Origin of the sequence: Kitasatospora sp. NPDC059146 (assembly GCF_042786665.1) — a bacterium.
Lineage (GTDB): Bacteria > Actinomycetota > Actinomycetes > Streptomycetales > Streptomycetaceae > Kitasatospora.
In genome coordinates, this window is the sequence record NZ_JBHZCY010000085.1 from 19,184 (window position 1) to 41,896 (window position 22,713).

Genomic DNA, 22,713 nt, shown 5'->3' on the forward strand with positions numbered 1-22,713 from the left:
CCGCGAGCCCGACGCGCTCGACCTGGGCCTGCCCGACCCGGTCCGCGCCCCCGGCCTGCCCGAGGAGGTCCGGATCCACGAGGTCGGGCCGCGCGACGGGCTGCAGAACGAGAGCTCCCTGGTGCCCGTCGAGGTCAAGGCCGAGTTCATCGGCCGGCTCGCCGCCGCCGGGCTGCGGACCGTCGAGGCGACCAGCTTCGTTCACCCGAAATGGGTACCCCAGCTCGCCGACGCCGAGGAGCTGGTCCCCCGGCTCGCCGGCCTGCCGGAGCTCCACCCCGGTCTGCGGCTGCCGGTGCTGGTCCCCAACGAGCGCGGCCTCGACCGCGCGCTCGCCCACCACGCCACCGACATCGCGGTGTTCGCCAGCGCCACCGAGACCTTCGCCCGGCGCAACCTCAACCGTTCCGCGGACGAGGCCATGGCGATGTTCCGCCCGGTCGTGACCCGGGCCACCGAAGCCGGGGTCACCGTCCGCGGCTACCTCTCGATGTGCTTCGGCGACCCCTGGGAGGGGCCCGTCCCGGTCGACCAGGTGGTCCGGTACGGCGTCCAGCTGCTGGAGATGGGCTGCGCCGAGCTGAGCCTCGGCGACACCATCGGCGTGGCCACCCCCGGCCAGGTCGGCGCGCTGCTGGCCGGGTTCGCGAAGGCCGGCGTGCCCGTCGGCCGGATCGCCGTGCACTTCCACGACACCTACGGCCAGGCGCTCAGCAACACCCTGGCGGCGCTGCGCGAGGGCGTCACCACGGTGGACGCCTCGGCGGGCGGACTGGGCGGCTGCCCGTACGCGAAGAGCGCCACCGGCAACCTGGCCACCGAGGACCTGGTGTGGATGCTGCACGGGCTCGGCGTCCGGACCGGCGTCGACCTGCGCGCGCTGGTCGCGACCAGCGGCTGGATGGCCGGGCAGCTCGGCCGCCCGAGCCCCTCCCGCACCGTCCAGGCGCTGCTCGGCGCCGCCCGGGGCTGACCCGCCCCGCCCGACTTCCCGGCGCCGACCGCCCGAACGGTCCGGCCGGCGCCACCGCACCGCTCTCATCCGTCAACCACACCGTGCGACCGTCACACCGTCAGACGGACGCCGGCCGTCCCGCTCATGCCCGCGGCCACCCCGGCCGGGCACCAGGAGGATCAGATGCTCGACCACCGGCTCAGCAGCGAGTACGAGGAACTGCGGCGCACCGTCGCGGAGTTCGCCCAGGACGTGGTGGCGCCGAAGATCGGCGGGTTCTACGAGCGGGAGGAGTTCCCCTACGAGATCGTCCGCGAGATGGGGCGGATGGGCCTGTTCGGCCTGCCCTTCCCGGAGGAGTACGGCGGCATGGGCGGCGACTACTTCGCCCTCGGCCTCGTCCTGGAGGAACTCGCCCGCGTGGACTCCTCGGTGGCGATCACCCTGGAGGCCGCCGTCTCGCTCGGCGCGATGCCGATCCACCGCTTCGGCACCGAGGAGCAGAAGCGCGAGTGGCTGCCCCGGCTGACCTCCGGCGAACTCCTCGGCGCCTTCGGCCTCACCGAGCCAGAGGGCGGCTCGGACGCCGGGGCCACCCGCACCACCGCCCGCTACGACGAGGCCACCGACGAGTGGGTCATCAACGGGACCAAGTGCTTCATCACCAACTCCGGCACCGACATCACCGGACTGGTCACCGTCACCGCGCTCACCGAACCGATCGCTCGTTCGAGTGAAGAAGGCGAATTGCGCTCGCCCGTGCGGGAGATCTCGTCCATCATCGTGCCCACCGGGACCCCGGGGTTCCAGGTCTCGAAGAAGTACTCGAAGGTCGGGTGGAACGCATCCGACACCCGCGAACTGTCCTTCACCGACTGCCGCGTCCCCGCGGCCAACCTGCTGGGCGAGCGTGGCCGAGGCTACGCCCAGTTCCTGCGGATCCTCGACGAGGGCCGCATCGCGATCGCGGCCCTGGCCACCGGCCTGGCCCAGGGCTGCGTCGACGAGTCCGTCAAGTACGCCGGCACCCGCCGGGCCTTCGGCCGCCCGATCGGTGCCAACCAGGCCATCCAGTTCAAGCTGGCCGACATGGAGCTGCGCGCCCACACCTCCCGCCTGGCCTGGCGGGACGCCGCTTCCCGGCTGCTGCACGGTGAACCGTTCAAGAAGGAGGCCGCGATCGCGAAGCTGTACTCGTCCGAGGCCGCCGTCGACAACGCCCGCGAGGCGACCCAGATCCACGGCGGGTACGGCTTCATGAACGAGTTCCCGGTCGCCCGCTTCTGGCGCGACTGCAAGATTCTCGAGATCGGGGAGGGCACGTCCGAAGTCCAGCGCATGCTCATCGCCCGGCAGCTCGGCGTCACGTCGTGACGATCGGCAGCTGACCGTCGACTCCTGACGGCCGGCTTCCGGTGGTCACCCCGGGAGCCGGGCCCACCGGGCCAACCCACCGCTCCACAAGGGCTGTTGAGGAGTGACCGCGTCGGCGGGTACAGCCGCCGCGGGGACTCCGCGGCAGCGGGCAGTCCTCAAGGGATCACGATCACCGGGCGGTTGGCCCGCCGCGCCAGCCGCCCGGAGACCGAGCCGAAGATCTTGCCGAGCAGGCCGTGCGTCGTGCCGACGACGATCGCGTCGGCGGCGTACTCGCGGCCGACCTCCTCGATCTCGTGGCAGATGTCGCCGCCCCGCTCGATCAGGACCCACGGCACCCCCGCGAGGAAGTCCGCGCAGGCGAGTTCCAGGCCGAGGACCTCCGTGCGGTGGTCCGGGAGATCGACGAAGACGGGAGGCTCACAGCCCGCCCAGACCGTGGCGGGCAGGCGGTTGGCGACGTGCACGATCACCAGGCCGCACTGCGACCGGCGGGCCATGCCGACGGCATAGGCGAGGGCGCGCTCGCTCGACAGCGAGCCGTCGAAGCCCACCACGACGCCGTGCTGGAACACCGGATCGAGGGAGCGCCCGGGCGCGTCCGTCGCCGACGGCTCGGTGTGCCCGCCGAGCGGACCGGAGGCAGTGTCCGGACGTTCGGCGCCGGGGCCGGGGCGGCCCGTCACCGGGGGCTCCCCGGGCCCGGCCGGACGCCCGTCACGGCGCTGGCGCGGCCCGGGACGGTCACGCCTGGAGAGGCCGCCGCGCCGGAGGCCGCGCAGGGCGCGCACCAGGGCGTGGGGTTCGGCCCGCCCAGGGCTCGCGGCTGCGGGCCGCGGCGTCCCGACGGCGCCTGCCCATCCGCCGTCCGGCCCGCCGTCGGGGTGGGCCGAACCGTCGGCACGGCCGCCGACCTCGGCACCGGTGCCGGCACCGGGGTCGAGGTCGAGGTCGAGGTCGAGGTCGAGGTCGAGGTCGAGGTCGGCGCCAGGATCGCGGCCGGTGGCGGCACTGCCGTCCGCATGCTGTTCGGGCTGCCCGCCAGGCAGTTCGCCGCGCCGCTCGCCGCGCTGTTCGCCGATGCGTCGGTCGTCGAGCTCGGCGACACATGGCTCGACACGCTCGTCACGCGCGTCGTCGCGCTCGTTGACGCGGTCGTCGTCACGCACGCCGGACGGGTCGAGGTGGGTGCGGGCGCCGTCTCCCCGGGGCCCTGCGCCCGCACTGTGGGGCGCGTCCGGTTCGACCGGTCGGGAAGGCTCAAAACCAGCCATGGCTCACGGCTCTTCAAGGGAGAGGGGCCGACAGGAGAGGAGGACAACGCTGCCCGGGCAGCAGGCCCGCCCACGGGATGACGTCGGTCGGCGACGCGCAGCACCGTATGTGACCTGTTCCTTTCAGAGTACGACGAGCACGGGGCCCGGCCCAGCGGCGAAGCCCCGGAGCGGCGTTGTTCCCGCGAAAGGAGGATGCGCCCGCCGTGGCAGTGCGCCCTGCCCGCAGGCGATCGCGCCCCCCTCCAGAACGGAGGTTCTAAGGAGCTTGACTGAGCGGGCCCAGTGGCGCAACAGGCCCGCCGGACACCGTGACCGGACTGTCATGGATTGGCGACGATCCGTTGCGGAATGTCGCCAACCGTTACGTCCCACGGATCCCGGCCTGCTCACCGGCCCGCCCAGGCCCGCCCCGTCCATCCGGTGTCCGGGTCCTTTCAGCCACTTCGTACGGCTTCGCGACGCGGTCTGGCATTTGCCAGGTGCATGGGCCGGGCCGCTGGCACCATGCTCGGCATGCCGCTGCTCCTGTTCGACCTCGACAACACGCTGCTCCCCCGGGACGCCGCCTTCCGGGCCTGGGCGCGGGACTTCCTGTCCGAACACCACCTGCCGCCCGGGGACCTCGACTGGTTCGTCACCCTCGACGGGGGCGGCTACGTGCCGCGCAGCACCGTACTGTCCGCGGTCCGGCGCCGCTACGGCCTGGACGCCTCGCCCGAGTTCCTGCTCGCGCACTTCCGACGCGGCATCAACTCGCACATCCACTGCCCGCCCCGGACGGTGGAGGCGCTGCGGACCGCGCGGGCGGCCGGGTGGACCCTCGGCATCGTCTCCAACGGCGGCACCCGGCCGCAGTTGGAGAAGATCCGGCGGACCGGGCTGGGGCCGCTGGTCGACGGCTGGGTGATCTCGGAGGAGGCCGACTGCGTCAAACCGGACCCGCTGATCTTCGAGATAGCCGCCCGGCGGTGCGGCATCCGACCGGCCGGGGACTGGACGGCGCACACCTGGATGGTCGGGGACCACGCGCCCGCCGACATCGCCGGTGCCGAACTGGCCGGGCTGCGCAGCGTCTGGCTGCACCACGGCCGGCCGTGGGCGGAGAACGGCTACCGGCCCACACTGAAAGCGGCCGGGATCCCGGAGGCCGTCGGCCTGGTGCTGTCCGCGCGCAACGCACCCTCCGCACGCAACGCACCCTCCGCACGCAACGCGCCCTCCACGCGCACGGGCGCCCGGCCAGGGGTGCGCGCGGGTGGGTCCGGGCGGCAGCAGGCGGCCACCGTGCCCGCCCGTGCGACGGCGCAACTCGGCGCACGGACCGGCGCACGTGCAACGGCGACCGCCCTGGAGGGTCCGAGTGCGCCCGTTCCCGTGAGCGTCGGGACGGCCGTCGCCCCGGTTGCCGGGGCCGGGCCCGGTGTCCGAAACCGATCAGGCGGGTTTGCCGCGATCGCCGACGGCCTCCAACGCCCGGGAGCGCGCCGGGGGCCGGACGCCGGGGCGGCCGGGGACCTGCGGACGGGCGGTGGGGCGGAGCCGGGCGCGAACCGCGACCGGTCGTTCGCGCCGGGGCGGTCAACCCCCTTCCGCAGCGCGGCTGGTGGGGCGGGTGGAGCCGAAGGTGCTGGTGGAACGGGTGGTACGGGCAGTGCGGGTGGGGCAGGAGATATGGACGGGACGGGTGGGACGGGGCCTGCCCGTACGGTGTTCGCCGTGGCGCCCGCCGTCGCAGAGGTCGTCGCCGTGGTCGCCGCGGCGGTCGCCGGGTAGCGCGGGCCCGCAGGTCAGCCTCTCGGTGAGGTCCTGGTCCACCACCAGGTAGGACCCTGTCCGGTGAACCCGAGCTTGCGGTAGAGCGGTTCACCGACCGAGGTGGCGACCAGGGTGGCCGGGCGGTCCGGGTGGGCATGGGTCAGCGCGGCCTCCAGCACGGCCCGGGCCACGCCCCTTCCGCGCTGGTCGGGCAGGGTGGCCACCCAGTACACCCCGGTGGCGGTGCCGTCGTCGTAGGTGAGGCAGGCACCGGCCGGTGCTCCGTCGACGCGGCCGAGCCAGGCCCGGCAGCCGGGTTCGGCGAGCAGCCGCTCCGGGAGGGCTTCGCCGCGGGTCCAGGGCTGTCGGGCGGGCAGCGGGAAACCGTCCACGACGATGCGTTCCACCAGCGCGAGGGCGTCGCCATCCGATGCCTCATCAACCGTCAGGAGGGCGCCGTCGTGCGCCGTCGAGACGAAGGGCAGCCCGGCGTCCGGGCCGTCGACCGCCGCGCCGTCGACCGCCGGGCCGTCGGCCACCGAGCCGGCGGCGGTCACACCGCCGACCGGTCCGGGCTCCCGGGCCATCACCGGCATGAGCGGCATCAGGACGGCTCCGAGGTGGGTCAGGTCGAGCCCGCCGTACGGGTCCTCCAGGGTGAAGCGGATGGTGCCCCACTCGGCCTGGAGCTCGGCCAACTGCCGTTCCAACACGGCTGGTTCGGCGTAGGGGCGGGTGACCACGAAGCGCTGGGAGTCGTCCGGGGTGCGGGCGCAGCGGACGGCCGTGAGGCCCGGTCTGACGCGGGAGTGCCAGCCGTGCGCACGGGCTTGGGCGAGCCAGAAGGCGGCGGCGTTGTCGTTGGCCTGTTCGAGCCGGCGGTCGGTGTTCACGGCAGGAACGTAGCCGGGCCGCGGGGGTAACGGTCCGCCCGTCCTGGCACTGGCCGGATGAAGCCTGGGAGGCGCACGGCCGGTGCCCGTGCGCCCTCCCGTGCACCGCCGATTTTCGGTCAATTTCGCGCCACGTGCTCCGCCTTGGGCAAATCCGCAGCCCAGACCCGCCGACCGGGCGCCCGGAAGCCGGACACCCCAGGAACCGTCCTGCGACAACCAGCCACCGTTGTACCGGCCCTCTTCCCAGAAGGGTCGACGGGTGCCACGCTTCGTGATCGAATGCATCACGCCAAATTGCCATGTCGACATAGCGTCGGATGGTGAACTTGTCACAACGGCAACGGTCCACCCGATAGATTTCGATCTTGGCCAGCAGTGCCGCACCACCCACACCACACCACCGAGGGGGCTTGAGCGCCTTGAGCAGGGTGAGCAGGAGCGACGCGGGTCCTGACAGCGGCCAGGCGCCGACCGGCACCGCGAGTCGGCCCGTGAGAAGCACCGGCACCTCCGCGATCGCCGCCACCACCCGCGCCTCCGGCATCCCGAGCCCCTCGGGCCACGCCTCGCACTCCCCCTATCCCGCCGTGCCGTCCGCAGCCCCCGGCCACTCCCCGGTCGAGCACGGCGGCCCCGCCCCGTACGGCACGCAGCCGGCCCCGGGCGGGCATCAGAGCGGGTACCAGGGTGGGTACCCGGGTGGCTACCCGAACCCCGCCGGACAGCCCGTCAGCCGAGGCCCCGTCAACCCCGGCCACGGCGCGGCGCACGGCGCGGGCCAGCCCCACGGCGGCCCCGCGCAGCCCTACGGCGACTACCCGGGCTACCCCGGCCACCCGGCCTACCCCGCCACCGGCGCAGCCCCGGGGCTGAACGGTTCCGGCGCCGGCCCGCTCGGCGGCGGCGGCCTGGCCCTGGGCACCGCCCCCGGCCACGGCCCGCTGGGCCACGGCGCCCCGGGCGGCAACGGCTCCGCGGGCGCGCTGGCGACCATCGGTTCCCCGCGCAAGCTGTCCGGCCGGCGCCGCCGGGAGACCGTCGCGGTGCTGATCTTCGGCGGCGCACCGATCTTCGAGAGCTCGATCCCGCTCTCCGTCTTCGGCGTGGACCGCCAGGACGCCGGGGTGCCCCGCTACCGACTGCTGGTCTGCGCCGGGGAGGAGGGACCGCTGGCCACCACGGGCGGCCTGACCCTCTCCGCTCCGTACGGGCTGGAGGCGCTCGCCCGGGCCGGCACGATCGTCGTACCGGCCTGGCGCTCGATCTCCCAGCCGCCCCCGGTCGAGGCGATCACCGCCCTGCGCAAGGCCCACCACGAGGGCGCGCGGATCATCGGCCTCTGCACCGGTGCGTTCGTGCTCGCCGCGGCCGGCCTGCTGGACGGCCGCCCGGCGACCACCCACTGGATGTACGCGCCGACCCTGGCCAAGCGGTACCCGCGGGTGCACGTGGACCCGCGGGAGCTGTTCGTGGACGACGGCGACGTGCTGACCTCGGCCGGCACCGCCGCCGGCATCGACCTGTGCCTGCACGTGGTGCGCAGCGACCACGGCGCCGAGGCCGCCAACGCGCTGGCCCGCCGCCTGGTGGTGCCCAGTCGCCGCAGCGGCGGAGGACAGGCCCAGTACATCGATCAGTCTTTACCGGAGGAGATCGGCAACGACCCGTTGGCCGAGGTCGTCACCTGGGCGCTGGAGAACCTCAACCAGCAGTTCGACGTCGAGGTGCTGGCGGCCCGTGCCTACATGAGCCGGCGCACCTTCGACCGCCGCTTCCGCACGCTCACCGGCAGTGCGCCGCTGCAGTGGCTGATCACCCAGCGGGTGCTCCAGGCGCAGCGGCTGCTGGAGACGTCGGAGCTGTCGGTGGACGACGTGGCGCGCCGGTGCGGGTTCCGGTCGCCGGTCGCGCTGCGCGGGCACTTCCGCCGTCAGCTCGGGGTCTCCCCGGCCGCGTACCGGACCAGCTACCGGGCGCGCCGCCCCGGGCAGCAGACGCCGACCCCGGCGGCCGACATCCGGCTGCCCGGCGCCCTGTCGCACGCGGCGGCCGCGGCGGGCGGCGGGCTGTTCGGCGGCGCGGGGCACGGCGGGCCGCAGGGCCACCCGTACCCGGCCGGTCCGGGCGCCCAGGGGCAGGCCGGCCAGCCGGGCCAGCACGGGCAGCCGGTCGGTCACGGACAGCAGGTGCCGCACGGACAGGCCGGTCCGTACGGTCCGGGGCAGGCCGGGACGCCGGCCGCCCAGGGCTTCCACGGCCGGGCGGGCCAGCCGTACCCGCACCAGCAGGCCGCGCAGCAGCCGCACCCCGGGCAGCAGGGTGCGGCGCGCGGTCCGGTGCGGTCGCCGCTGGTGCCGCCGCAGGCCGGTCCGGGTGCGGGGCGTCCGCCGCGCACCGCCGAGCACGCGGCGGCCGAGGACGGCCACCCCCAGCCGGGGGCGCGCGGTCAGGGCCAGGGGCACCGCAGCGCGGACGGGCGCCCCGGTGACGAGCCGGGCGCGGCCGGACGGGCGCACGGTGCCCCGGGCGGCCGGGTTCCGACGGGTGCCGCCGGTCAGCCGGCGACCGGGGCGGGTGAGCTCCGGGGCCGGCAGGCGCGGGCTCCCCAGGTCCGCGCACCGGGCGCCCGGGTGACCGCGGCGGACGGGGCACGGGCGGCGCGCGAGGCACGCCCCGGGCGGGAGGGCCACCCGGTCCGCACCGGCCGGGAGGGCGAGCGCCCGGACGGCCCCGGCACGCACGACGGGGCGGAGGAGCACCAGGCCGACGGCTGCGCTCCGGCACCCCGGTCGGCTCCTCCGGTCCCCGCGGCGCGTGATCGCGCCGTAGGGTGAGTTGCGTGAATGACCGTTTGGTATGGATCGACTGTGAAATGACCGGCCTCGACCTCGACCGGGACGCCCTGGTCGAGGTCGCGGTGCTGGTGACGGACTCCGAGCTGAACATCCTCGGCGAGGGCGTGGACGTCATCATCCGCCCCCCGGCGGAGGCCCTGGCGAACATGCCGGAGGTGGTGCGCGCGATGCACACCTCCTCCGGCCTGCTGGAGGAGCTGGAGCAGGGCGTGACCCTGGCCGAGGCCGAGGAGCGGGTCCTGGCGTACGTGCGCGAGCACGTGCCGGAGGCCGGGAAGACGCCGCTGTGCGGCAACTCGGTGGCCACCGACCGCGGCTTCCTGGCCCGGGACATGCCGGCCCTGGAGAAGCACCTGCACTACCGGATCGTGGACGTCTCCTCGATCAAGGAGCTGGCCCGCCGCTGGTACCCGAAGGCGTACTACAACAGCCCGCCGAAGGGCGGGAACCACCGGGCGCTCGCGGACATCCGGGAGAGCATCGACGAACTGCGCTACTACCGCGAGGCGGTGTTCGTGCCGCAGCCCGGCCCGGACGCCGAGACGGCGCGCGGGATCGCGGAGAAGTACCGGGCCGCGACCGACTGACCGGGTCGTCGCGGGGTCGGAGGGGGTGCCGCCGTCGGCCGGGACGGAACCCCGGCGCGAGCACCCTCTCGGATCCTGTACAGTTCTTCCTGTCGGAACGGGAACGCGGAAGCGGGAACGGACCGGACAGATGGTGGGTATAGCTCAGTTGGTAGAGCACCTGGTTGTGGTCCAGGTGGCCGCGGGTTCGAGTCCCGTTACTCACCCCAGAGCCCGAGGGGCCGATCTCTTCAAGAGATCGGCCCCTCGGGCGTTTTCGCGTTCTCGCATCGTCTCGCGTTCTCCGATCGGGCGTGGGCTCAGTTGTGCCCGGCGGTCCGGGTTTTCCGGTCCGCCCCTGCCGCAACAAGCTACCGGCTAGTAACATCGTCGCCATGACCACTCCTTCGATCGGCCAGATGCTCGACGCCACCGTGCCGATGGCGCACACCCTCAAGCTCGAGTACCTGGAGACCACCCCGGACCGCGCCGTGCTCCGGCTGCCCGACCAGCCCGCGTACCACAACCACGTCGGCGGCCCGCACGCCGGCGCGATGTTCACCCTCGCCGAGTCCGCCAGCGGCTGCATCGTGCTGGCCGCCTTCGGGGACCAGCTCTCCCGGGCCGTGCCGCTCGCCGTGAACGCCGAGATCGCCTACAAGAAGCTGGCGATGGGCGAGGTCACCGCCACCGCCGTGCTCGGCCGCCCGGCCGCCGAGGTGGTCGCCGAGCTGGACGCCGGCGGCCGCCCCGAGTTCCCGGTCACCGTCGAGATCACCCGCGCCGACGGCGCCGTCACCGGTGTGATGACGGTCACCTGGACCCTGCGTCCCAACTCCTGACCGCCGCGCGGTCGGTGGCCCCGGGGGACAGCGCCCCGGGGCCACCTGCGCGATGACTGTCCGTGACGGCGGCCGTGACCTCACCGCCCGCCCGCTCGTTCTCAACTCACGTGCGAGCCAATCACGCGACCGAGCCCCAGGAACCCGCCGCCCGCGGTGTCGCCGAAGCACGGCGAGCGGCCGCCCGGTGGTTGCCCCGCCCGCGCACCGTCGCCGCCGGCGGGGCCCTGCTCGCCCAGCTCTGGGGCGTCGGCGCCCCCGGCGCGTACGCGGCCACCGCCGGACCCCCCTCGGAGCAGCCCCGGCCGGCCGTCCGCCGGGCCGCGCACGGCGGGCCCGCGCTCGACGGGCCGTCAGCCGTCCGCCCGGTCGGGCCGGGGCAGCACGGCGGCGCGGACCCCGGCCGCTCCCCCGGTCCGGTCGGCGAACCGAGCGGCGGCGAACCGGCCGACGGTGAACGGACCGGCGGCGCCCGGACCGGCGGCGAGCCGGCGGGCAGCCCGACCGACGGGGCCGCGGGGGTGGTCGACGGTGTCCTCCAGGAGCGCATCCGGGCCGGCGGGCTGCCGCTGCCCGGCCAGGGCACTGCCGTCCCCGACGCCTTCGCCCTCGCCTCCGGTCTGCTCGGCGGTGTCCCCGCCCAGGACCGCCCCACCGGGACCCGCGCCTCCCGCGAGGGCGAACCGGCCGCACTGCCGGTCGCCCCCCGCCCCCGGTCCGGCCGCACCACCGGCGCCGACGACCCGAACGCGCCGGACCGGCCCGGAACGGCCGGGGCGGTGGGGACACCCCTCGTCCGGGAAGCCGCGGCGCACGAGGGGCCGGGCTCGACGGCACCCGCAGGAACGGCCGGTACGGCGACCCCCGCCGCGACCCCGACCGCCCCCGCGGGCACCGGGACGCCCGAGGCCCTCGCCCTCGCCGACACCGCGACCGTGACCGCCGCGGAGGACGGCACCGCCACCGCGACCGCCGTACTGGCCCCCATCGCCGCCGGACTGCTGCTCACCGGCGCGGCGATGTTCAAGCACCGCGGCCTGCCGCGCGGGCACTGAGCCGCCCCCGGCCGCGCGGGCTCAGGGTTCAGAGGTCAGGGCCCAGAGGTCAGGGGTCAAGAGTCAGGGCTCAGGGCCCCAGCTCCACCGCCAGCAGCGGGAGTTCACGCCCGGGTATCGAGCCGGACGGCGTACTGCCGATCCGGACGGCGCCCATCGCCAGGTAGAAGGGCTCGGCGTTCGGGTCGGCGTCGACGGTGAAGCGGCGCAGGCCGAGGGCCCGGGCCCGGTCGCGGACCTCCTCGAACAGGGCCCGGCCGACGCCGCGGCCGATCCGGTCCGGCTCCACGTAGAGCAGGTCCAGCTCGCCGGACGGCGGGGCGCCGTTCAACGCGGCGAACCCCAGCACCCGGCCGCCCTCCTCGGCCACCAGCGTCGACGCCCGTTCGACGGCGGCCGCGTCCAGGGTCAACTCCTCCCGGCAGGCGGCCATGAAGGCCTCGTCGTAACCCCAGTACGCCTTGGCCCGCAGGGCGATGGCGGTGAGCAGCTCCGCCTCGTCCGGGCGGGCGGATCGGATGCGCATGCGGCCCCCTCGCGTCGACAGCGGTCCGGCTGCGGCCAGTGTGCGCCGCAACCGGACCGCACACCAACGGATTTACCGCACGACGGACGGCACCGGAGGACACCGGCACCGGCACCGTCAGCGGAAGACGCCCGGCGGCGGCGCCGGGGAGGGCGCCGCGGTGGCGTCCGTGGCAGGGGTGGCGCCGGCCGTGAAGTCGGCCAGGGCGCGGCCGTGTTCGACCCGGCCGAGGGAGGCGTCGGAGGCGACCCGGCGGGTCAGGTCGGCGATCGGGAGCGGGGTGTGGGCGGCGGCCAGGATGAGGTTCCCGAAGCGCTTGCCGCGCAGCACGGCCGGGTCGGCGGTCAGGGCCAGCTCGGGGAAGACCGCGCCGAGGGTCGCGACCTGGGAGCGGGCGAAGGGCAGCGCGCCGCCGTCGGCGATGTTGGCGGCGTACCAGCCGCCGGGGGCGAGGGCACGGGCCGCGAGGGTGGTGAACTCGACCGTGGTGCAGTGGGCCGGGGTGCGGGCGCCGGAGAAGACATCGGTGATGACCAGGTCGACGCTGCCCTCGGGGGTGCGTTCCAGCACGTCGCGGGCGTCCCCGCCGCGGACCTTGATCTGCCAGCCGCGCTCCAGGGGGAGTTCGGCGCGGACGAGTTCGGTGAGCGCGGTGTCGATCTCGGCGACCTGCTGGCGTGAGCGCGGCCGGGTGGCGGCCGCGTAGCGGGCCAGGGTGAGCGCGCCGCCGCCCAGGTGCAGGACGGTCAGCGGGCGGCCGGGCGGCGCGACCAGGTCGATCAGGTGGCCGAGCCGGCGCTGGTACTCGAAGCCCAGGTGGGTGGGGTCGGCGAGGTCGACCAGGGACTGCGGGGCGCCGTCCACCAGCAGCGTCCAGGCGTGCGGGCGGTCGCGGTCGGGGCGCAGTTCGGCCAGGCCGGAGCCGACCTGGCGGGTCAGCGGCCCCTGGGCGTGGGTACGGCCGTCCGCGCCGGTGGCGAGCTCCGGTTCGGGGCTGCGCGCGGCCCTGTTGCTTCGTCCCATGGAGGCCATTATCGCCGGACGGCGACAGGAGCCAGGAGTCGCCGGACGGCGACACGGGCCGGGAGTCGCCGGACGGCGACACGGGCAGGTGTCCGGGCAGGTCACCGCCGAGCGGGCGCCCCTGGTCCGGGGGCGTGCCACGGGGATCCGGTCGGAGGCGTACGGGCCCGGCCTGATCCGCGCGGCACGCCCGCTAGAACGGGCCGAGGCCGCCCGCGGTGAGCGTGCAGGCGGCCTCGCAGAGGGCGGAGCGGAGCACCCAGGCGTCGGTGGGGCGGGTGGCGCGGCCGGTTCCGGTGGGCGGGATCACCCAGCGCGGGTCGGTGGCGCCGGGCACCAGGGCGCCGGCCGTACAGGAGCTGCCGGGCAGGTGCCAGGTCTCCCAGGTGCCGGCCGGGACGAGGAAGGAGACGGTGCTGCCGTTGCGGCTCTGCAGGACGGCCCCGCAGGCGCGGCGCAGCCTGAGGATGTCGACGGCCTCCAGGCCGTGCCGCAGGGCGACCGTCACCGTGTCGCAGCCGGTGAGGAGGGTGTCCTCGGCCGGGACGACGGCGTCCCGGCGCAGTCCGCCGCAGGAGCCCTGGCCGCCCTCGACCGGGCCCCGGCCGGGGAACCGGTCGTCGGCGGGGTCGGGGAGCAGGGCGGGGACGGCGGCGGCGAGCACGCCCCCGGCGACGGGTCGGTGCTGCGGCAGTCCGGTGGCCATCATGGGCCCTCCTGTACCTCGTCGGTTCGGAAGCCCTGCCGCCGGGTGTGGGGCCGCGGGGCGGGGACGGGCCGGGGGGACGGCCTGGGCTTCCACGTATCAGGACAACGCCGCGGGACCGCCGGAGGCCACGGGGCGCATTACAGCAAGGCATGGCATTTCATGGCGGATATCCGACAACAATGCCCGCTTTGCACCGGATTGACCGGAGATATCGCACCAACCGAATGTGTCCGACCGGTGACTCCGAGTACTCTCGGCGCCATGGCAGCCACCCCACCGGCCGAGCCGAACCGACCGTCCCCCAACACCGTGATGCGCGCACTGCGCGGCGACCGCTCACCGGGCGAGTTCGCCACGGCCGTCCGCCGCGCCGCCCGCGAGATCGGCGAGCACGTGTCCTGCGACGCCCGCTACGTCGGACGGGTCGAGTCCGGTGAGATCCGCTGCCCCAACTACGCCTACGAGCGGGTGTTCCGGCACATGTGGCCGGGATGCACGCTCACCGACCTCGGCTTCGCCCCCCGCACCGCCGTCCGCCGCCGCTCGGCGAACGGCGGCGGGGCGTCCGCCGGGGCGGCCGCGCTCCACCTCCCGGTCCATCCACCGTTCCCGCCCCTGCCCGCCCCGCGCTCACCACTCTCCACTCAACTCCCGTACGCTGCCTCGCCGTACGCGGATCCAACCGCTCCGGACGGGCCCCCGTGGCCGATGGCCGGCGCGGTGCCCAGGGGGCCCGATGGATCGCCCTATCTCGACGAGGAGAACGACGACGTGCGTCGCCGTACGTTCCTGGCCGGCGGCACCACCGCGCTGGCCACCGTGATCGGCATCGACCGGCCGGCCGCCGCCGGCCCGGCCGCCCCTGCCGTCACCGCCACCGGCCCCGGCTTCGGCCCGGCGCCCGGCCGATCCGCCTTCCCCGGTGCGGAGTTCACCGCGCCCGCACTGCACGGCGCCGATCCGGTGGTGTTCGGGCGCCCCGGGCCGGTGCCGCCGCTGCGCAAGGTCGGCGCCGCCGAGGTGTTCGGCGTCGAACAGGCCGTCCGGGACATCAGACTGGCCGACGACGCCCACGGCGCGGACGCCCTGTACGAACTCGCCGGACAGTCCCTGCGCACCGCCTACGTCCTGCTCAACGAGGGCGAGTACAGCGCCGAGACCGAGCGCCGGCTCCAGGCCGGGGCCGGTGAACTGGCCATCTCGGTGGGCTGGTTGGCACACGACTCGAACCGGCTGGCGGACGCCCGCTCGTTCTACGCCGAGGCGCTCGCCACCGCCCGGATGGCCGGGGACTCCGCCCTGGAGGCGCACGTCTTCTGCAACAGCGCCTTCCTCGCCCGGGACGCCGGACGCCCGCGCGAGGCGCTGCGCGCCGCACAGGCCGGGCAGTCCGCCGCCCGGGAGGTGGACTCCGCCCGGCTGCTCGCCCTGCTCGCCATGCGCGAGGCCGGCGCCTGGGCCGTGCTGCGGGACCGTTCCGCCTGCGAACGCGCGATCGGCCGGGCCTACGCGCTGTTCGACCGGGGGCCGTCGGAGACCGACCCGGAGTGGATGTCCTTCTTCGGCGAGGCGGAGATCGCCGGGCTGCAGTCGCAGTGCTGGTCCGCCCTGGAGGACTGGGACCGGGCCAGCGAGCAGGCCGCGCTGGCCATAGCGCTCCAGGAGCCGCACTTCGTCCGCAACCGGGTGCTGTACACCGCCGAACTGGCCCACGACCGGCTGGGCCGGGGGGACTTGACGGGGGCGGCGCACCACGGCTCGGCCGCCGTCGCACTGTTCGGCGAGGTCCGCTCGGCCCGGATCCGCAGCATGCTGGCGGACACCGCAGGGCGGCTGCGGCAGCACGCCTCGGTCGCCGAGGTCCGCCGCTTCCTGATCGGCTACGACCGGGCCGCGGCGGCCTGAGCGGACCGACGACCGCCGTGACGGGTCGTCACCACCGGCCTCAGTGGCCCGCGTTCAGCCCCTCCAGGTGGGACAGGTCGTTCCAGACCTCCACCGCCGGGGCGCCGTACTCCCAGGACAGCACGCACAGCGCCGCCGTACCGAGCTTGAACCGCTGGGCGAACTCGGGCGGCAGGCCCAGCCAGCGGGCGGCCAGGATGCGCAGCAGGTGGCCGTGCGCGAACAGGACGACGTCCCGGTCGGCGCAGTGCATCTCGGTGGTGTCCGACTCCGGGACGCCGTGCTCCTCGTTGAGTCCGGCCAGGAAGGCGTCCACCCGGGCGGCGACGTCGGAGAGCTTCTCGCCGCCGGGCACGCCGTCGCGCCAGATCAGCCAGCCGGGGTGGTCGGTGGCCCGGATGTCGGCGCCGGTGCGGCCCTCGTACTGCCCGTAGTCCCACTCCAGCAGTTCGGGGCGGTCGACCGCGCGGTCGCCGAAGCCGGCCAGCGCGCAGGTCTCCTTCGCGCGGCCGAGCGGGCTGGTGTAGACGAGCGCGTCCGGCAGGCCGTTCCAGGGGGCCTCGGCGAGTCGGGCGCCGAGCGCCCGGGCCATCGCCCGGCCCTCCTCGGTCAGCGGGATGTCGGTGCGGCCGGTGTGACGGCCGGTGGCCGACCACTCGGTCTCACCGTGGCGGACCAGCACGATTCGGGCGGGCATGGCAGGCTCCTCGCAACGGGGCGGTCAACGGTCGGTCTCACCCTTGAGCACCGGGCTCCATGATCCCCCACCGGCACGGCGGCCACGATCGCGGGCCCCGGCCGCCCGGTCCGCACCGCGTTGTCGGACCCGGATGCGACACTGGGCCGCACCATGAACGTCTCGACGAACGTCCCGCTCGGCGGGCCCGCTGAGCCGCTCGCCCTGCGGCTCGCCGAGCTGCGCGGACCGGCCCCGCAGCGCAGTCTGAACGCCCGCTCCCTCGCCGCCCTGGCCGCCAATCCGGGCTGCCACCGCCGCGCCGTCCTGGACGCGGCCGGAGTGGACAAGTCGGTGCTGGCCGCCCGGCTCGGCCGCCCCGCCCCCTTCGGGCAGTCCCCGTTCGCGATCGCCCGCGGCCTGGTCTTCGAGTCCCGGCTGAAGGCGGACGACCACGCCGCCCTGCTGGAGCCGCTCCGCGCCCACCTCGGCGTCCCCGCGGACGACCGCACCCCGCTGCTGGTCCCGGACCTGCTGCACCGCTCCGGCCCGGCCGTCCGCGCCGACCGGACGGCCGAGGCGCTGGCCCGGGCCGCCGCCGACCCGGACGCCTGGACGCTGCTGGACCACCCGATGCTGCGGCTCGCCGTCGCCGGCAGCACCGCCTACCTGGAACCGGACGCCCTGGTGGTGCACGGCGGGCGGTGCACGGTGGTCGAGATCAAGTCCTTCCCGGTGCTGGACGGCAGTGCGGACCCGGCCAAGGTCGGCGCCGCCGCCCGCCAGGCCGCCGTGTACGTGCTGGCGCTCCAGCACGCCGCCGCCGCGGCCGCCGGGCTGCCGCTCGCCGACGACCCGTACACCGAGCAGCGGCTGCCGGGCAGCCCCCGCACCACCGTGCTGCTGGTCTGCCCGAAGGACTTCGGCAACCGGCCGACCGCGGTCGCCGTCGACGTCCGCCGCGAGCTGGCCACCACCCGCCGCCAGTTGAGCCGGATGACGGGCATCGGCCGGCTGCTGGAGGCGCTGCCGCCCGGCACCGACTTCGACCTGGCCGCCGACCAGGACGGCGCCCCGGCCCGCAGCACCGAACAGCTGACCGCCTCGGTCGAGGCGGTGCCCGCCGCCTACAGCCCGGACTGCCTCTCCACCTGCGAACTCGGCTTCCACTGCCGCGCCCGGGCCCGCCGCGACGACCGGGTCGAGCAGCTCGGCCGGGGCGTGCGCGGCGAGCTGGGCGACCTCCGGACGGTCACCGAGGCCCTGGCCGCCGCGGCCGGCGCCGGGGGCTCGAACGGCGAGGACGGCGAGGCCAGCGAGGACAGGAACGGGGACGGGGACGGCGACGGCGCGCACGAGGCGGCCGCACGCCTGGCCTACGCCGCCGCCCTGCGCGCGGAAGCCCTGGGCGGGACCGCATGAGCCTGCTGACCACCCTCGCCCGGCTGGAGGCCGTCCGCAGCGGGCAGGCCGAGCCGCTGGCCACCGTCCGGCACCGGCACCTGTCGGAGCGCCCGATGGTGGTCGTCCCGCTGACCGCCGCCGGTGAGGCCGGCGCGCCGCTGGCCGTCCTGCTGGGCACCGACCGGGACGCGCCCCGGCTGCACCTGGTGCCGCAGCCGCTCAACCGCACGCTCCGGTTCGACTACCTGGCCGCGCTCGCCGCCGACCTGCTGCCCTACCTGGAGTCCTTCGGCACGGACGTCGAACAGATCGAGGGCTCCGAGAAGGACCCGGAGAGCGGCGAGAAGACCCAGGTGTTCCGGGAGTTGTGCACGGACGCGCCGCAGCTGATCGTGCCCAACGGCGGGGGCGTGCACCACCTCGCCCTGATCGGCCGCTCCACCCGCTTCCGCCGCACCGCCGAGGACGCCGACCCGGGCCCCCACCCGGCACCGCTGCGGGTGCCGCTGCTCGGCCGCTGGCTGACCCACCTCACCGACCGCGCCCAGGTGCCCGGTTCCAGCCTGCTGCTGCCGATGACCGGCCTGCTCGCCCGGCACTGGGCCACCGGCCAGAGCCACCTGGAGGACCAGCACCTGGCGGCCCGGCTGGCCTGGCACGCTCCGCCGCCGGGGCTGACCGGGGCCGGGGCGGCCGAACTGGCCGAGTCCGCCCGCGACGAGCACGGCCAACTCGTGCACCCGCCGGCCGGTCCGGCCACCGACCCGGCCTTCGACGAAGGGGTGCTGGCCCCGGCGATCGCCCGCTACGACGCGGCCGTCAACGCGCTGCAGCACAGCACCGAGCAGCGCGACGAGGCCGCCGCCGAGCGCGCCCGGGCGGCCGTCCGCGCGGCGGTCGAACAGCTGGAGCGGGCGCTGTCCGCCGTCCTCCTCCCGACCTGGCGGGACGTCTGGCGGGGCCTGGACCTGCTGCGCGCCCTGCCGCCGGCCGGCCACCTGGAGGAGCGCTGGACCGGCGACCGCTGGTCCTACACCAGCCACCGGGACCGCCTGGCGGCCGGCGAGCCCCCGCAGCCCCGGCAGGACGACGCCGTCACCGCGGCCCGCAAACTCGCCCAGCGCGAGCGCGAGCAGGCCCGGCTGGACGTCCAGGAGGCCCTGGACGACCCGCTGGCGATGGCCGAACACCGGCTGTCCGGCGAGGCGTTCAGCGGGGTGGTGACGGAGGTGGTGCCGGACTACGACACCACCGGCCGCTCCCCCAAGCCGCGCCCGCTGGTCACCCTGCGCACCACCGACCGCCCGCACGCCGACCTCGGCCGGGAGGCGCACCGGGTGCACGGCCCTACGGCGCAGAAGGCGCGGATCGTGGCGGTCGACCCGGCCGAGGGCACCATCACACTGCGGGTGCTGTCCGGCATGGGCCGCAAGAAGGAGCCGGAGCCGGGCAGCCTGCCCGAGCCCGGCGAACCGGTCACCTTCACCCTGTTCGAGCTGACGGTCCGCCAGTCCGCGCCGCTGCCCGAACCGGACGACACCCCGTGGACCCACGGCGGCCCGCCGGGCGCCTCCCCGGCCCCGCCGTCCACCGCACCGTCCGCCACCGCCGCTGTCGCCGTCGAGGAGTGGGAGTGATGGCCGAACCGATCGACGCGCAGTCCCCGGGGGCGGCCGCCGACGCCGCCGTGGCCCGGATCCTGGCGGCCACCGTCCACCCCGCGGTCGGCGCGCCGCGCGGCGTGGTGGTGGACTCCCCGCCCGGTGCCGGGAAGTCGACCCTGGTGGTGCGGGCGGCCCGGGAGCTGGTGGCGGCCGGCGAGCGGCTGATGGTCGTCGCCCAGACGAACGGCCAGGTGGACGACCTGGTCGGCCGACTGGCCGAGAAGGCACCGGACTTGACGATCGGCCGACTGCACGCGGCGGACTCCCGCCCCGGCCCGGAGGTGCTCCGGCACGCCAATGTCACGCCCTCCGACAAGGTCGCCGACCTGGTCGAGCACGACGTGGTGATCTCCACCGCCGCGAAGTGGCAGTGGGTGCGGGCCGAGGCGCCGTGGCGGCACGCGATCGTCGACGAGGCGTACCAGATGCGCTCGGACGCCCTGCTGGCGGTGGCCCGGCTGTTCGAGCGGGCGCTGTTCGTCGGCGACCCGGGCCAGCTGGACCCGTTCACCGTGGTCGGCACCGAGCAGTGGGCGGGCCTGTCCTACGACCCCTCCAGCAGCGCGGTGGTGACGATGCTGGCGCACAACCCGCAGATCGAGCCGCACCGGCTGCCGGTCTCCTGGCGGCTGCCGGCCAGCGCGGCGCCGCTGATCTCCCGGGCGTTCTACCCGTACACGCCGTTCCGCTCCGGCACCGGCCCGGACGACCGCGGGCTGACCCCGGCCGTCCGCCCGGACGGCTCGGCGCTGGACGCGGTGATCGACCGGGCGGCCGAGCACGGCTGGGCGCTGCTGGAGCTGCCCGCCCGGCACACCGTGCGGACCGACCCGCAGGCGGTGGCGGCCGTCGCGGCGGCCGTGCGGCGACTGCTGGAGCGCGGGCTGACCGCCCGCTCCGAGCAGGGCGAGGCGCCGCTCACCCCGGACCGGATCGCCGTCGGCACGGCGCACCGGGACCAGGCGGCGGCGGTCCGGGCGGCCCTGCTCAAGGTGGGCGTCCCGGTGGACGGCACGGTCGGGCCGGCCGTCACGGTGGACACCGCGAACCGGTTGCAGGGCCGGGAGTACGACGTCACCGTGGTGCTGCACCCGCTCTCCGGGCGCCCCGACGCGACCGCCTTCCACCTGGAGACCGGCCGGCTCTGCGTGCTCGCCTCCCGGCACCGGCACGCGTGCATCGTGGTCGCCCGGGCCGGGATCGCCGAACTGCTGGACGAGCACCCGTCGACCGAGCCGGTCCAGCTCGGGGTCCCGGTGGCCTTCCCGGACGGCTGGGAGGCCAACCACCAGGTCCTCCAGCACCTCGGCGGCCACCGGGTCCGGCTGAGGTAGCCGGTCGTGGACGGTCAGTCCTCGGTCTCGCAGACCGCGAAGGCCACCACGGACCCGTGCGCGGCCTGGGCGCTCCAGCCGGTGGCGTCGGCGGTTGGCCCGCTGGCGCGCACCGGGCCGTCGGCATCGGGCTGGAGCCGGTAGCCGCCGCCGGTCAGGTGGGTGCCGTTCGGGCAGGTGGCCGTGGAGGTGCCGCCCGGGCTGCTGGGCGGCCCGGTGACGACCTTCGCCGTCTCCGCCGCGGCGGCCGGGGCGGCGGGGACGAGGACGGCCGGGACGAGGACGGCGGCGGCCAGCAGGAGGCCGGTGGACAGTGCGCGCATGGGGTACTCCCGGTTCGGTGGACGGTGCTGCTCGACGGCCGCCGCTCGGCGGGTGCTTCCCGGCCCGCCGGGCGGCCGCCGTACCCGGTACAACCGGTTCGCATGCGACCTGGAAGCGCGGCGCCCGGGTCACCGCCCCGGCGCGCGCCCGGGAATAGCGCCTGCACGCGCACCGTTCCGCTACCGGCCGCCGCCGCGAGACAATGGACGACGGCCACGACCGGGCGGCGCGGCCCGGAGCAGCCCGCCGCCCTCCCTCACCGAGACCCCGGAGGTGTCCGTCCATGCCCGACTCCCCCGCCGAGACGCCCGAGCCCACCAGGCGCCTGCGCCCCGCGCAGCTCCTGTTCGAGCCGCAGGCTGCCGAACCGGAGCCGGAACGATTCTTCGACCTGGAGTCGATCGACGACCCCGCCGAGCTGCTGCGCCGCTCCACCGAGCTGGCCCTGGCCTTCCGGGCCGCCGCCGAGCGGGCCACCGACTTCCAGGCCGTCGCCGCCGCACAGCTGGCCGACCCGCGCCGGTTCGACGCGCTGTCGGACACCGAGGTCGCCGAGCGCGCGGACTGGACCCCGGACTACGCGGCCAAGATGATCGAGTACGGCCGAGGCCTGATCCAGCCGCGCCGCCACGAGGACTGACCCAGCCCCTCGAACCCCGCCCCTCGAACCCCGCCCCTCGAACCCCGCCCCTCGCGTCCCGCCCCGGCCCCTTCCGCAGACCCTCCCCGGCCGCTGGCATATGCCAGCGGCGGAGGGTACGCGATCGCCCGTCACCCTGTCCGGCGAACGGGGCTTTCCACCACGCCGGGGGCGCGCACGGCGCAGGCTGCTGGGCGTGGACATCTGGACGCACCAGTCGGTGGAGTACGTCACCGTGGCCGGGGAGGCCTGGCTGGCCTCTGCCAGCGAGTACCCGCGCAGCATGCGCGCCTTGTGGGAGGCCCGCCCGTGGGCACCCTCCGTGCTGCCCTGCGGGCGGGCCTTCGACGTGATCAGCATGCCGTCGCTGTTCGGCCGCCGGGTGCTGGACGAGCTGTGGGCCTCCGGCCCCGGCTGCGGCCCGGTCGCGGCCTACCGCGGGCGCACCCTGCTGTTCGTCCGGCCCGGCACCGCGCCCCGGCTGCGCCGGCTGCTGGCCTGGGAGGAGTGGGCCCGGGACGTGCCGCCGCTGCTGTGCCACGGCAAGGGCGACGCGGTGACCGTCCCGCCGTTGCAGCGGATGGTGCACGGTCCGGACTCCCCCGGCCGGGGCACCGGCCGCTGGATCGTCGCCCCGGAGGAGCGGGAGCCCTGGCTGCCCGGGGCCTCGGTGGTGCTGTGGGCCTGTGTGCGGGCGGCGCGCGAGCCCGGTACCGGCGCCGTGGCCGAACCGGTCCTGGTGACCCGGGGGTGAACGGAGGGCGGCCGGTATTCGATTTTGGCTCGACCGCCGGCCGCTGCTACAGTTTTCTCTGTCAGCAGGCGCCGCTAGCTCAGTTGGTTAGAGCAGCTGACTCTTAATCAGCGGGTCCGGGGTTCGAGTCCCTGGCGGCGCACAGACAGCCGGAAGGCCCCTTGCGAGAGCAAGGG

Annotated in this window: 19 protein-coding genes, 2 tRNA genes and 2 pseudogenes; 16 read left to right on the forward strand and 7 right to left on the reverse strand. The window is 75.6% G+C overall.

Annotated features, from left to right (window positions below):
* Positions 1-22 precede the first annotated feature (22 nt).
* Positions 23-973: a hydroxymethylglutaryl-CoA lyase gene (locus tag ACFXPX_RS29460; protein WP_380527220.1), complete on the forward strand. Its 951-nt coding sequence runs from the start codon at positions 23-25 to the stop codon at positions 971-973.
* Positions 974-1,138: 165 nt separating this feature from the next.
* Positions 1,139-2,329 carry an acyl-CoA dehydrogenase family protein gene (locus ACFXPX_RS29465; protein ID WP_375883416.1) on the forward strand — a complete coding sequence of 397 codons (1,191 nt, stop codon included), beginning with the start codon at positions 1,139-1,141 and terminating at the stop codon, positions 2,327-2,329.
* 158 nt (positions 2,330-2,487) lie between these two features.
* Here ACFXPX_RS29465 and ACFXPX_RS29470 read toward each other — a convergent pair.
* Positions 2,488-2,922: pseudogene (locus ACFXPX_RS29470) on the reverse strand (universal stress protein); the annotation flags it as partial.
* Positions 2,923-3,216: 294 nt separating this feature from the next.
* Between ACFXPX_RS29470 and ACFXPX_RS29475 the strand changes: the two are divergent.
* On the forward strand, positions 3,217-3,687 hold the full coding sequence (locus tag ACFXPX_RS29475) for a hypothetical protein (RefSeq protein WP_380644046.1): 471 nt from the start codon (positions 3,217-3,219) through the stop codon (positions 3,685-3,687).
* Positions 3,688-4,122: 435 nt separating this feature from the next.
* The gene (locus ACFXPX_RS29480; RefSeq protein ID WP_380644047.1) at positions 4,123-5,382 is read left to right on the forward strand and encodes an HAD-IA family hydrolase; all 1,260 of its coding nucleotides are present in this window, start codon (positions 4,123-4,125) and stop codon (positions 5,380-5,382) included.
* 14 nt (positions 5,383-5,396) lie between these two features.
* Here the strand turns inward: ACFXPX_RS29480 and ACFXPX_RS29485 are convergent, their stop codons facing one another.
* On the reverse strand, positions 5,397-6,257 hold the full coding sequence (locus tag ACFXPX_RS29485) for a GNAT family N-acetyltransferase (RefSeq protein ID WP_380527198.1): 861 nt from the start codon (positions 6,255-6,257) through the stop codon (positions 5,397-5,399).
* 986 nt (positions 6,258-7,243) lie between these two features.
* Here ACFXPX_RS29485 and ACFXPX_RS29490 point away from each other — a divergent pair.
* The 5 genes and pseudogenes from ACFXPX_RS29490 to ACFXPX_RS29510 all read left to right on the forward strand — a co-directional run.
* Positions 7,244-8,252: pseudogene (locus ACFXPX_RS29490) on the forward strand (helix-turn-helix domain-containing protein); the annotation flags it as partial.
* An 847-nt stretch (positions 8,253-9,099) separates the two neighbouring features.
* On the forward strand, positions 9,100-9,702 hold the full coding sequence (orn, locus tag ACFXPX_RS29495; RefSeq protein WP_375883407.1) for an oligoribonuclease: 603 nt from the start codon (positions 9,100-9,102) through the stop codon (positions 9,700-9,702).
* A gap of 133 nt (positions 9,703-9,835) precedes the next feature.
* Positions 9,836-9,911 (forward strand) — tRNA-His (locus ACFXPX_RS29500).
* 165 nt (positions 9,912-10,076) lie between these two features.
* Positions 10,077-10,523, forward strand: coding sequence for a DUF4442 domain-containing protein (locus ACFXPX_RS29505; RefSeq protein ID WP_350504886.1), 447 nt, complete (start codon positions 10,077-10,079; stop codon positions 10,521-10,523).
* A 110-nt stretch (positions 10,524-10,633) separates the two neighbouring features.
* A complete protein-coding gene (locus ACFXPX_RS29510; protein WP_380644048.1) occupies positions 10,634-11,578 on the forward strand; it encodes a hypothetical protein in 945 nt (314 codons plus the stop codon).
* 70 nt (positions 11,579-11,648) lie between these two features.
* Here ACFXPX_RS29510 and ACFXPX_RS29515 read toward each other — a convergent pair whose 3' ends face one another.
* From ACFXPX_RS29515 to ACFXPX_RS29525, 3 genes are all read right to left on the reverse strand, one after another.
* Positions 11,649-12,104: a GNAT family N-acetyltransferase gene (locus tag ACFXPX_RS29515; RefSeq protein ID WP_380594014.1), complete on the reverse strand. Its 456-nt coding sequence runs from the start codon at positions 12,102-12,104 to the stop codon at positions 11,649-11,651.
* A 117-nt stretch (positions 12,105-12,221) separates the two neighbouring features.
* Positions 12,222-13,127 (reverse strand): spermidine synthase, encoded by a 906-nt coding sequence (locus ACFXPX_RS29520; RefSeq protein WP_380594012.1) that lies wholly within the window; start codon positions 13,125-13,127, stop codon positions 12,222-12,224.
* Between the two features lie 193 nt (positions 13,128-13,320).
* Entirely contained in the window at positions 13,321-13,836 is a 516-nt protein-coding gene (locus tag ACFXPX_RS29525; protein ID WP_380644049.1) for a hypothetical protein, read from the reverse strand.
* Between the two features lie 261 nt (positions 13,837-14,097).
* Between ACFXPX_RS29525 and ACFXPX_RS29530 the strand changes: the two genes are divergently transcribed.
* Positions 14,098-15,741 (forward strand): tetratricopeptide repeat protein, encoded by a 1,644-nt coding sequence (locus ACFXPX_RS29530; RefSeq protein ID WP_380644050.1) that lies wholly within the window; start codon positions 14,098-14,100, stop codon positions 15,739-15,741.
* 40 nt (positions 15,742-15,781) lie between these two features.
* Here ACFXPX_RS29530 and ACFXPX_RS29535 read toward each other — a convergent pair whose 3' ends face one another.
* Positions 15,782-16,438 (reverse strand): histidine phosphatase family protein, encoded by a 657-nt coding sequence (locus ACFXPX_RS29535; RefSeq protein ID WP_375883391.1) that lies wholly within the window; start codon positions 16,436-16,438, stop codon positions 15,782-15,784.
* Positions 16,439-16,591: 153 nt separating this feature from the next.
* Here ACFXPX_RS29535 and ACFXPX_RS29540 point away from each other — a divergent pair, with 153 nt between their 5' ends.
* The 3 genes from ACFXPX_RS29540 to ACFXPX_RS29550 are packed head-to-tail and all read left to right on the forward strand — an operon-like array spanning position 16,592 to position 20,819.
* Positions 16,592-17,839, forward strand: coding sequence for a hypothetical protein (locus ACFXPX_RS29540; RefSeq protein WP_380644051.1), 1,248 nt, complete (start codon positions 16,592-16,594; stop codon positions 17,837-17,839).
* Positions 17,836-19,458: a hypothetical protein gene (locus ACFXPX_RS29545; protein WP_380644052.1), complete on the forward strand. Its 1,623-nt coding sequence runs from the start codon at positions 17,836-17,838 to the stop codon at positions 19,456-19,458. Before ACFXPX_RS29540 ends, ACFXPX_RS29545 begins: the two co-directional genes overlap by 4 nt.
* Positions 19,458-20,819: an AAA family ATPase gene (locus ACFXPX_RS29550; RefSeq protein ID WP_380527185.1), complete on the forward strand. Its 1,362-nt coding sequence runs from the start codon at positions 19,458-19,460 to the stop codon at positions 20,817-20,819. Before ACFXPX_RS29545 ends, ACFXPX_RS29550 begins: the two co-directional genes overlap by 1 nt.
* A gap of 14 nt (positions 20,820-20,833) precedes the next feature.
* Here the strand turns inward: ACFXPX_RS29550 and ACFXPX_RS29555 are convergent, their stop codons facing one another.
* Positions 20,834-21,142, reverse strand: coding sequence for a hypothetical protein (locus ACFXPX_RS29555; RefSeq protein ID WP_380407075.1), 309 nt, complete (start codon positions 21,140-21,142; stop codon positions 20,834-20,836).
* Between the two features lie 284 nt (positions 21,143-21,426).
* Here ACFXPX_RS29555 and ACFXPX_RS29560 point away from each other — a divergent pair, with 284 nt between their 5' ends.
* The 3 genes from ACFXPX_RS29560 to ACFXPX_RS29570 all read left to right on the forward strand — a co-directional run bounded on the left by ACFXPX_RS29560 (position 21,427) and on the right by ACFXPX_RS29570 (position 22,679).
* Entirely contained in the window at positions 21,427-21,783 is a 357-nt protein-coding gene (locus ACFXPX_RS29560; protein WP_375883340.1) for a hypothetical protein, read from the forward strand.
* A 187-nt stretch (positions 21,784-21,970) separates the two neighbouring features.
* Positions 21,971-22,537, forward strand: a complete 567-nt coding sequence (locus ACFXPX_RS29565) for a bifunctional DNA primase/polymerase (protein ID WP_380644055.1) — start codon at positions 21,971-21,973, stop codon at positions 22,535-22,537.
* Between the two features lie 68 nt (positions 22,538-22,605).
* A tRNA-Lys gene (locus ACFXPX_RS29570) sits at positions 22,606-22,679 on the forward strand.
* Positions 22,680-22,713: the final 34 nt, after the last annotated feature.

Coding starts and splice junctions, on each gene's coding strand:
- ACFXPX_RS29465 (WP_375883416.1), top strand. CDS start 1,139: ATGCTCGACCACCGGCTCAGCAGCGAGTACGAGGAACTGCGGCGCACC.
- ACFXPX_RS29480 (WP_380644047.1), top strand. CDS start 4,123: ATGCCGCTGCTCCTGTTCGACCTCGACAACACGCTGCTCCCCCGGGAC.
- ACFXPX_RS29505 (WP_350504886.1), top strand. CDS start 10,077: ATGACCACTCCTTCGATCGGCCAGATGCTCGACGCCACCGTGCCGATG.
- ACFXPX_RS29515 (WP_380594014.1), bottom strand. CDS start 12,104: ATGCGCATCCGATCCGCCCGCCCGGACGAGGCGGAGCTGCTCACCGCC.
- ACFXPX_RS29520 (WP_380594012.1), bottom strand. CDS start 13,127: ATGGGACGAAGCAACAGGGCCGCGCGCAGCCCCGAACCGGAGCTCGCC.
- ACFXPX_RS29525 (WP_380644049.1), bottom strand. CDS start 13,836: ATGATGGCCACCGGACTGCCGCAGCACCGACCCGTCGCCGGGGGCGTG.
- ACFXPX_RS29530 (WP_380644050.1), top strand. CDS start 14,098: ATGGCAGCCACCCCACCGGCCGAGCCGAACCGACCGTCCCCCAACACC.
- ACFXPX_RS29535 (WP_375883391.1), bottom strand. CDS start 16,438: ATGCCCGCCCGAATCGTGCTGGTCCGCCACGGTGAGACCGAGTGGTCG.
- ACFXPX_RS29540 (WP_380644051.1), top strand. CDS start 16,592: ATGAACGTCTCGACGAACGTCCCGCTCGGCGGGCCCGCTGAGCCGCTC.
- ACFXPX_RS29545 (WP_380644052.1), top strand. CDS start 17,836: ATGAGCCTGCTGACCACCCTCGCCCGGCTGGAGGCCGTCCGCAGCGGG.
- ACFXPX_RS29550 (WP_380527185.1), top strand. CDS start 19,458: ATGGCCGAACCGATCGACGCGCAGTCCCCGGGGGCGGCCGCCGACGCC.
- ACFXPX_RS29555 (WP_380407075.1), bottom strand. CDS start 21,142: ATGCGCGCACTGTCCACCGGCCTCCTGCTGGCCGCCGCCGTCCTCGTC.
- ACFXPX_RS29560 (WP_375883340.1), top strand. CDS start 21,427: ATGCCCGACTCCCCCGCCGAGACGCCCGAGCCCACCAGGCGCCTGCGC.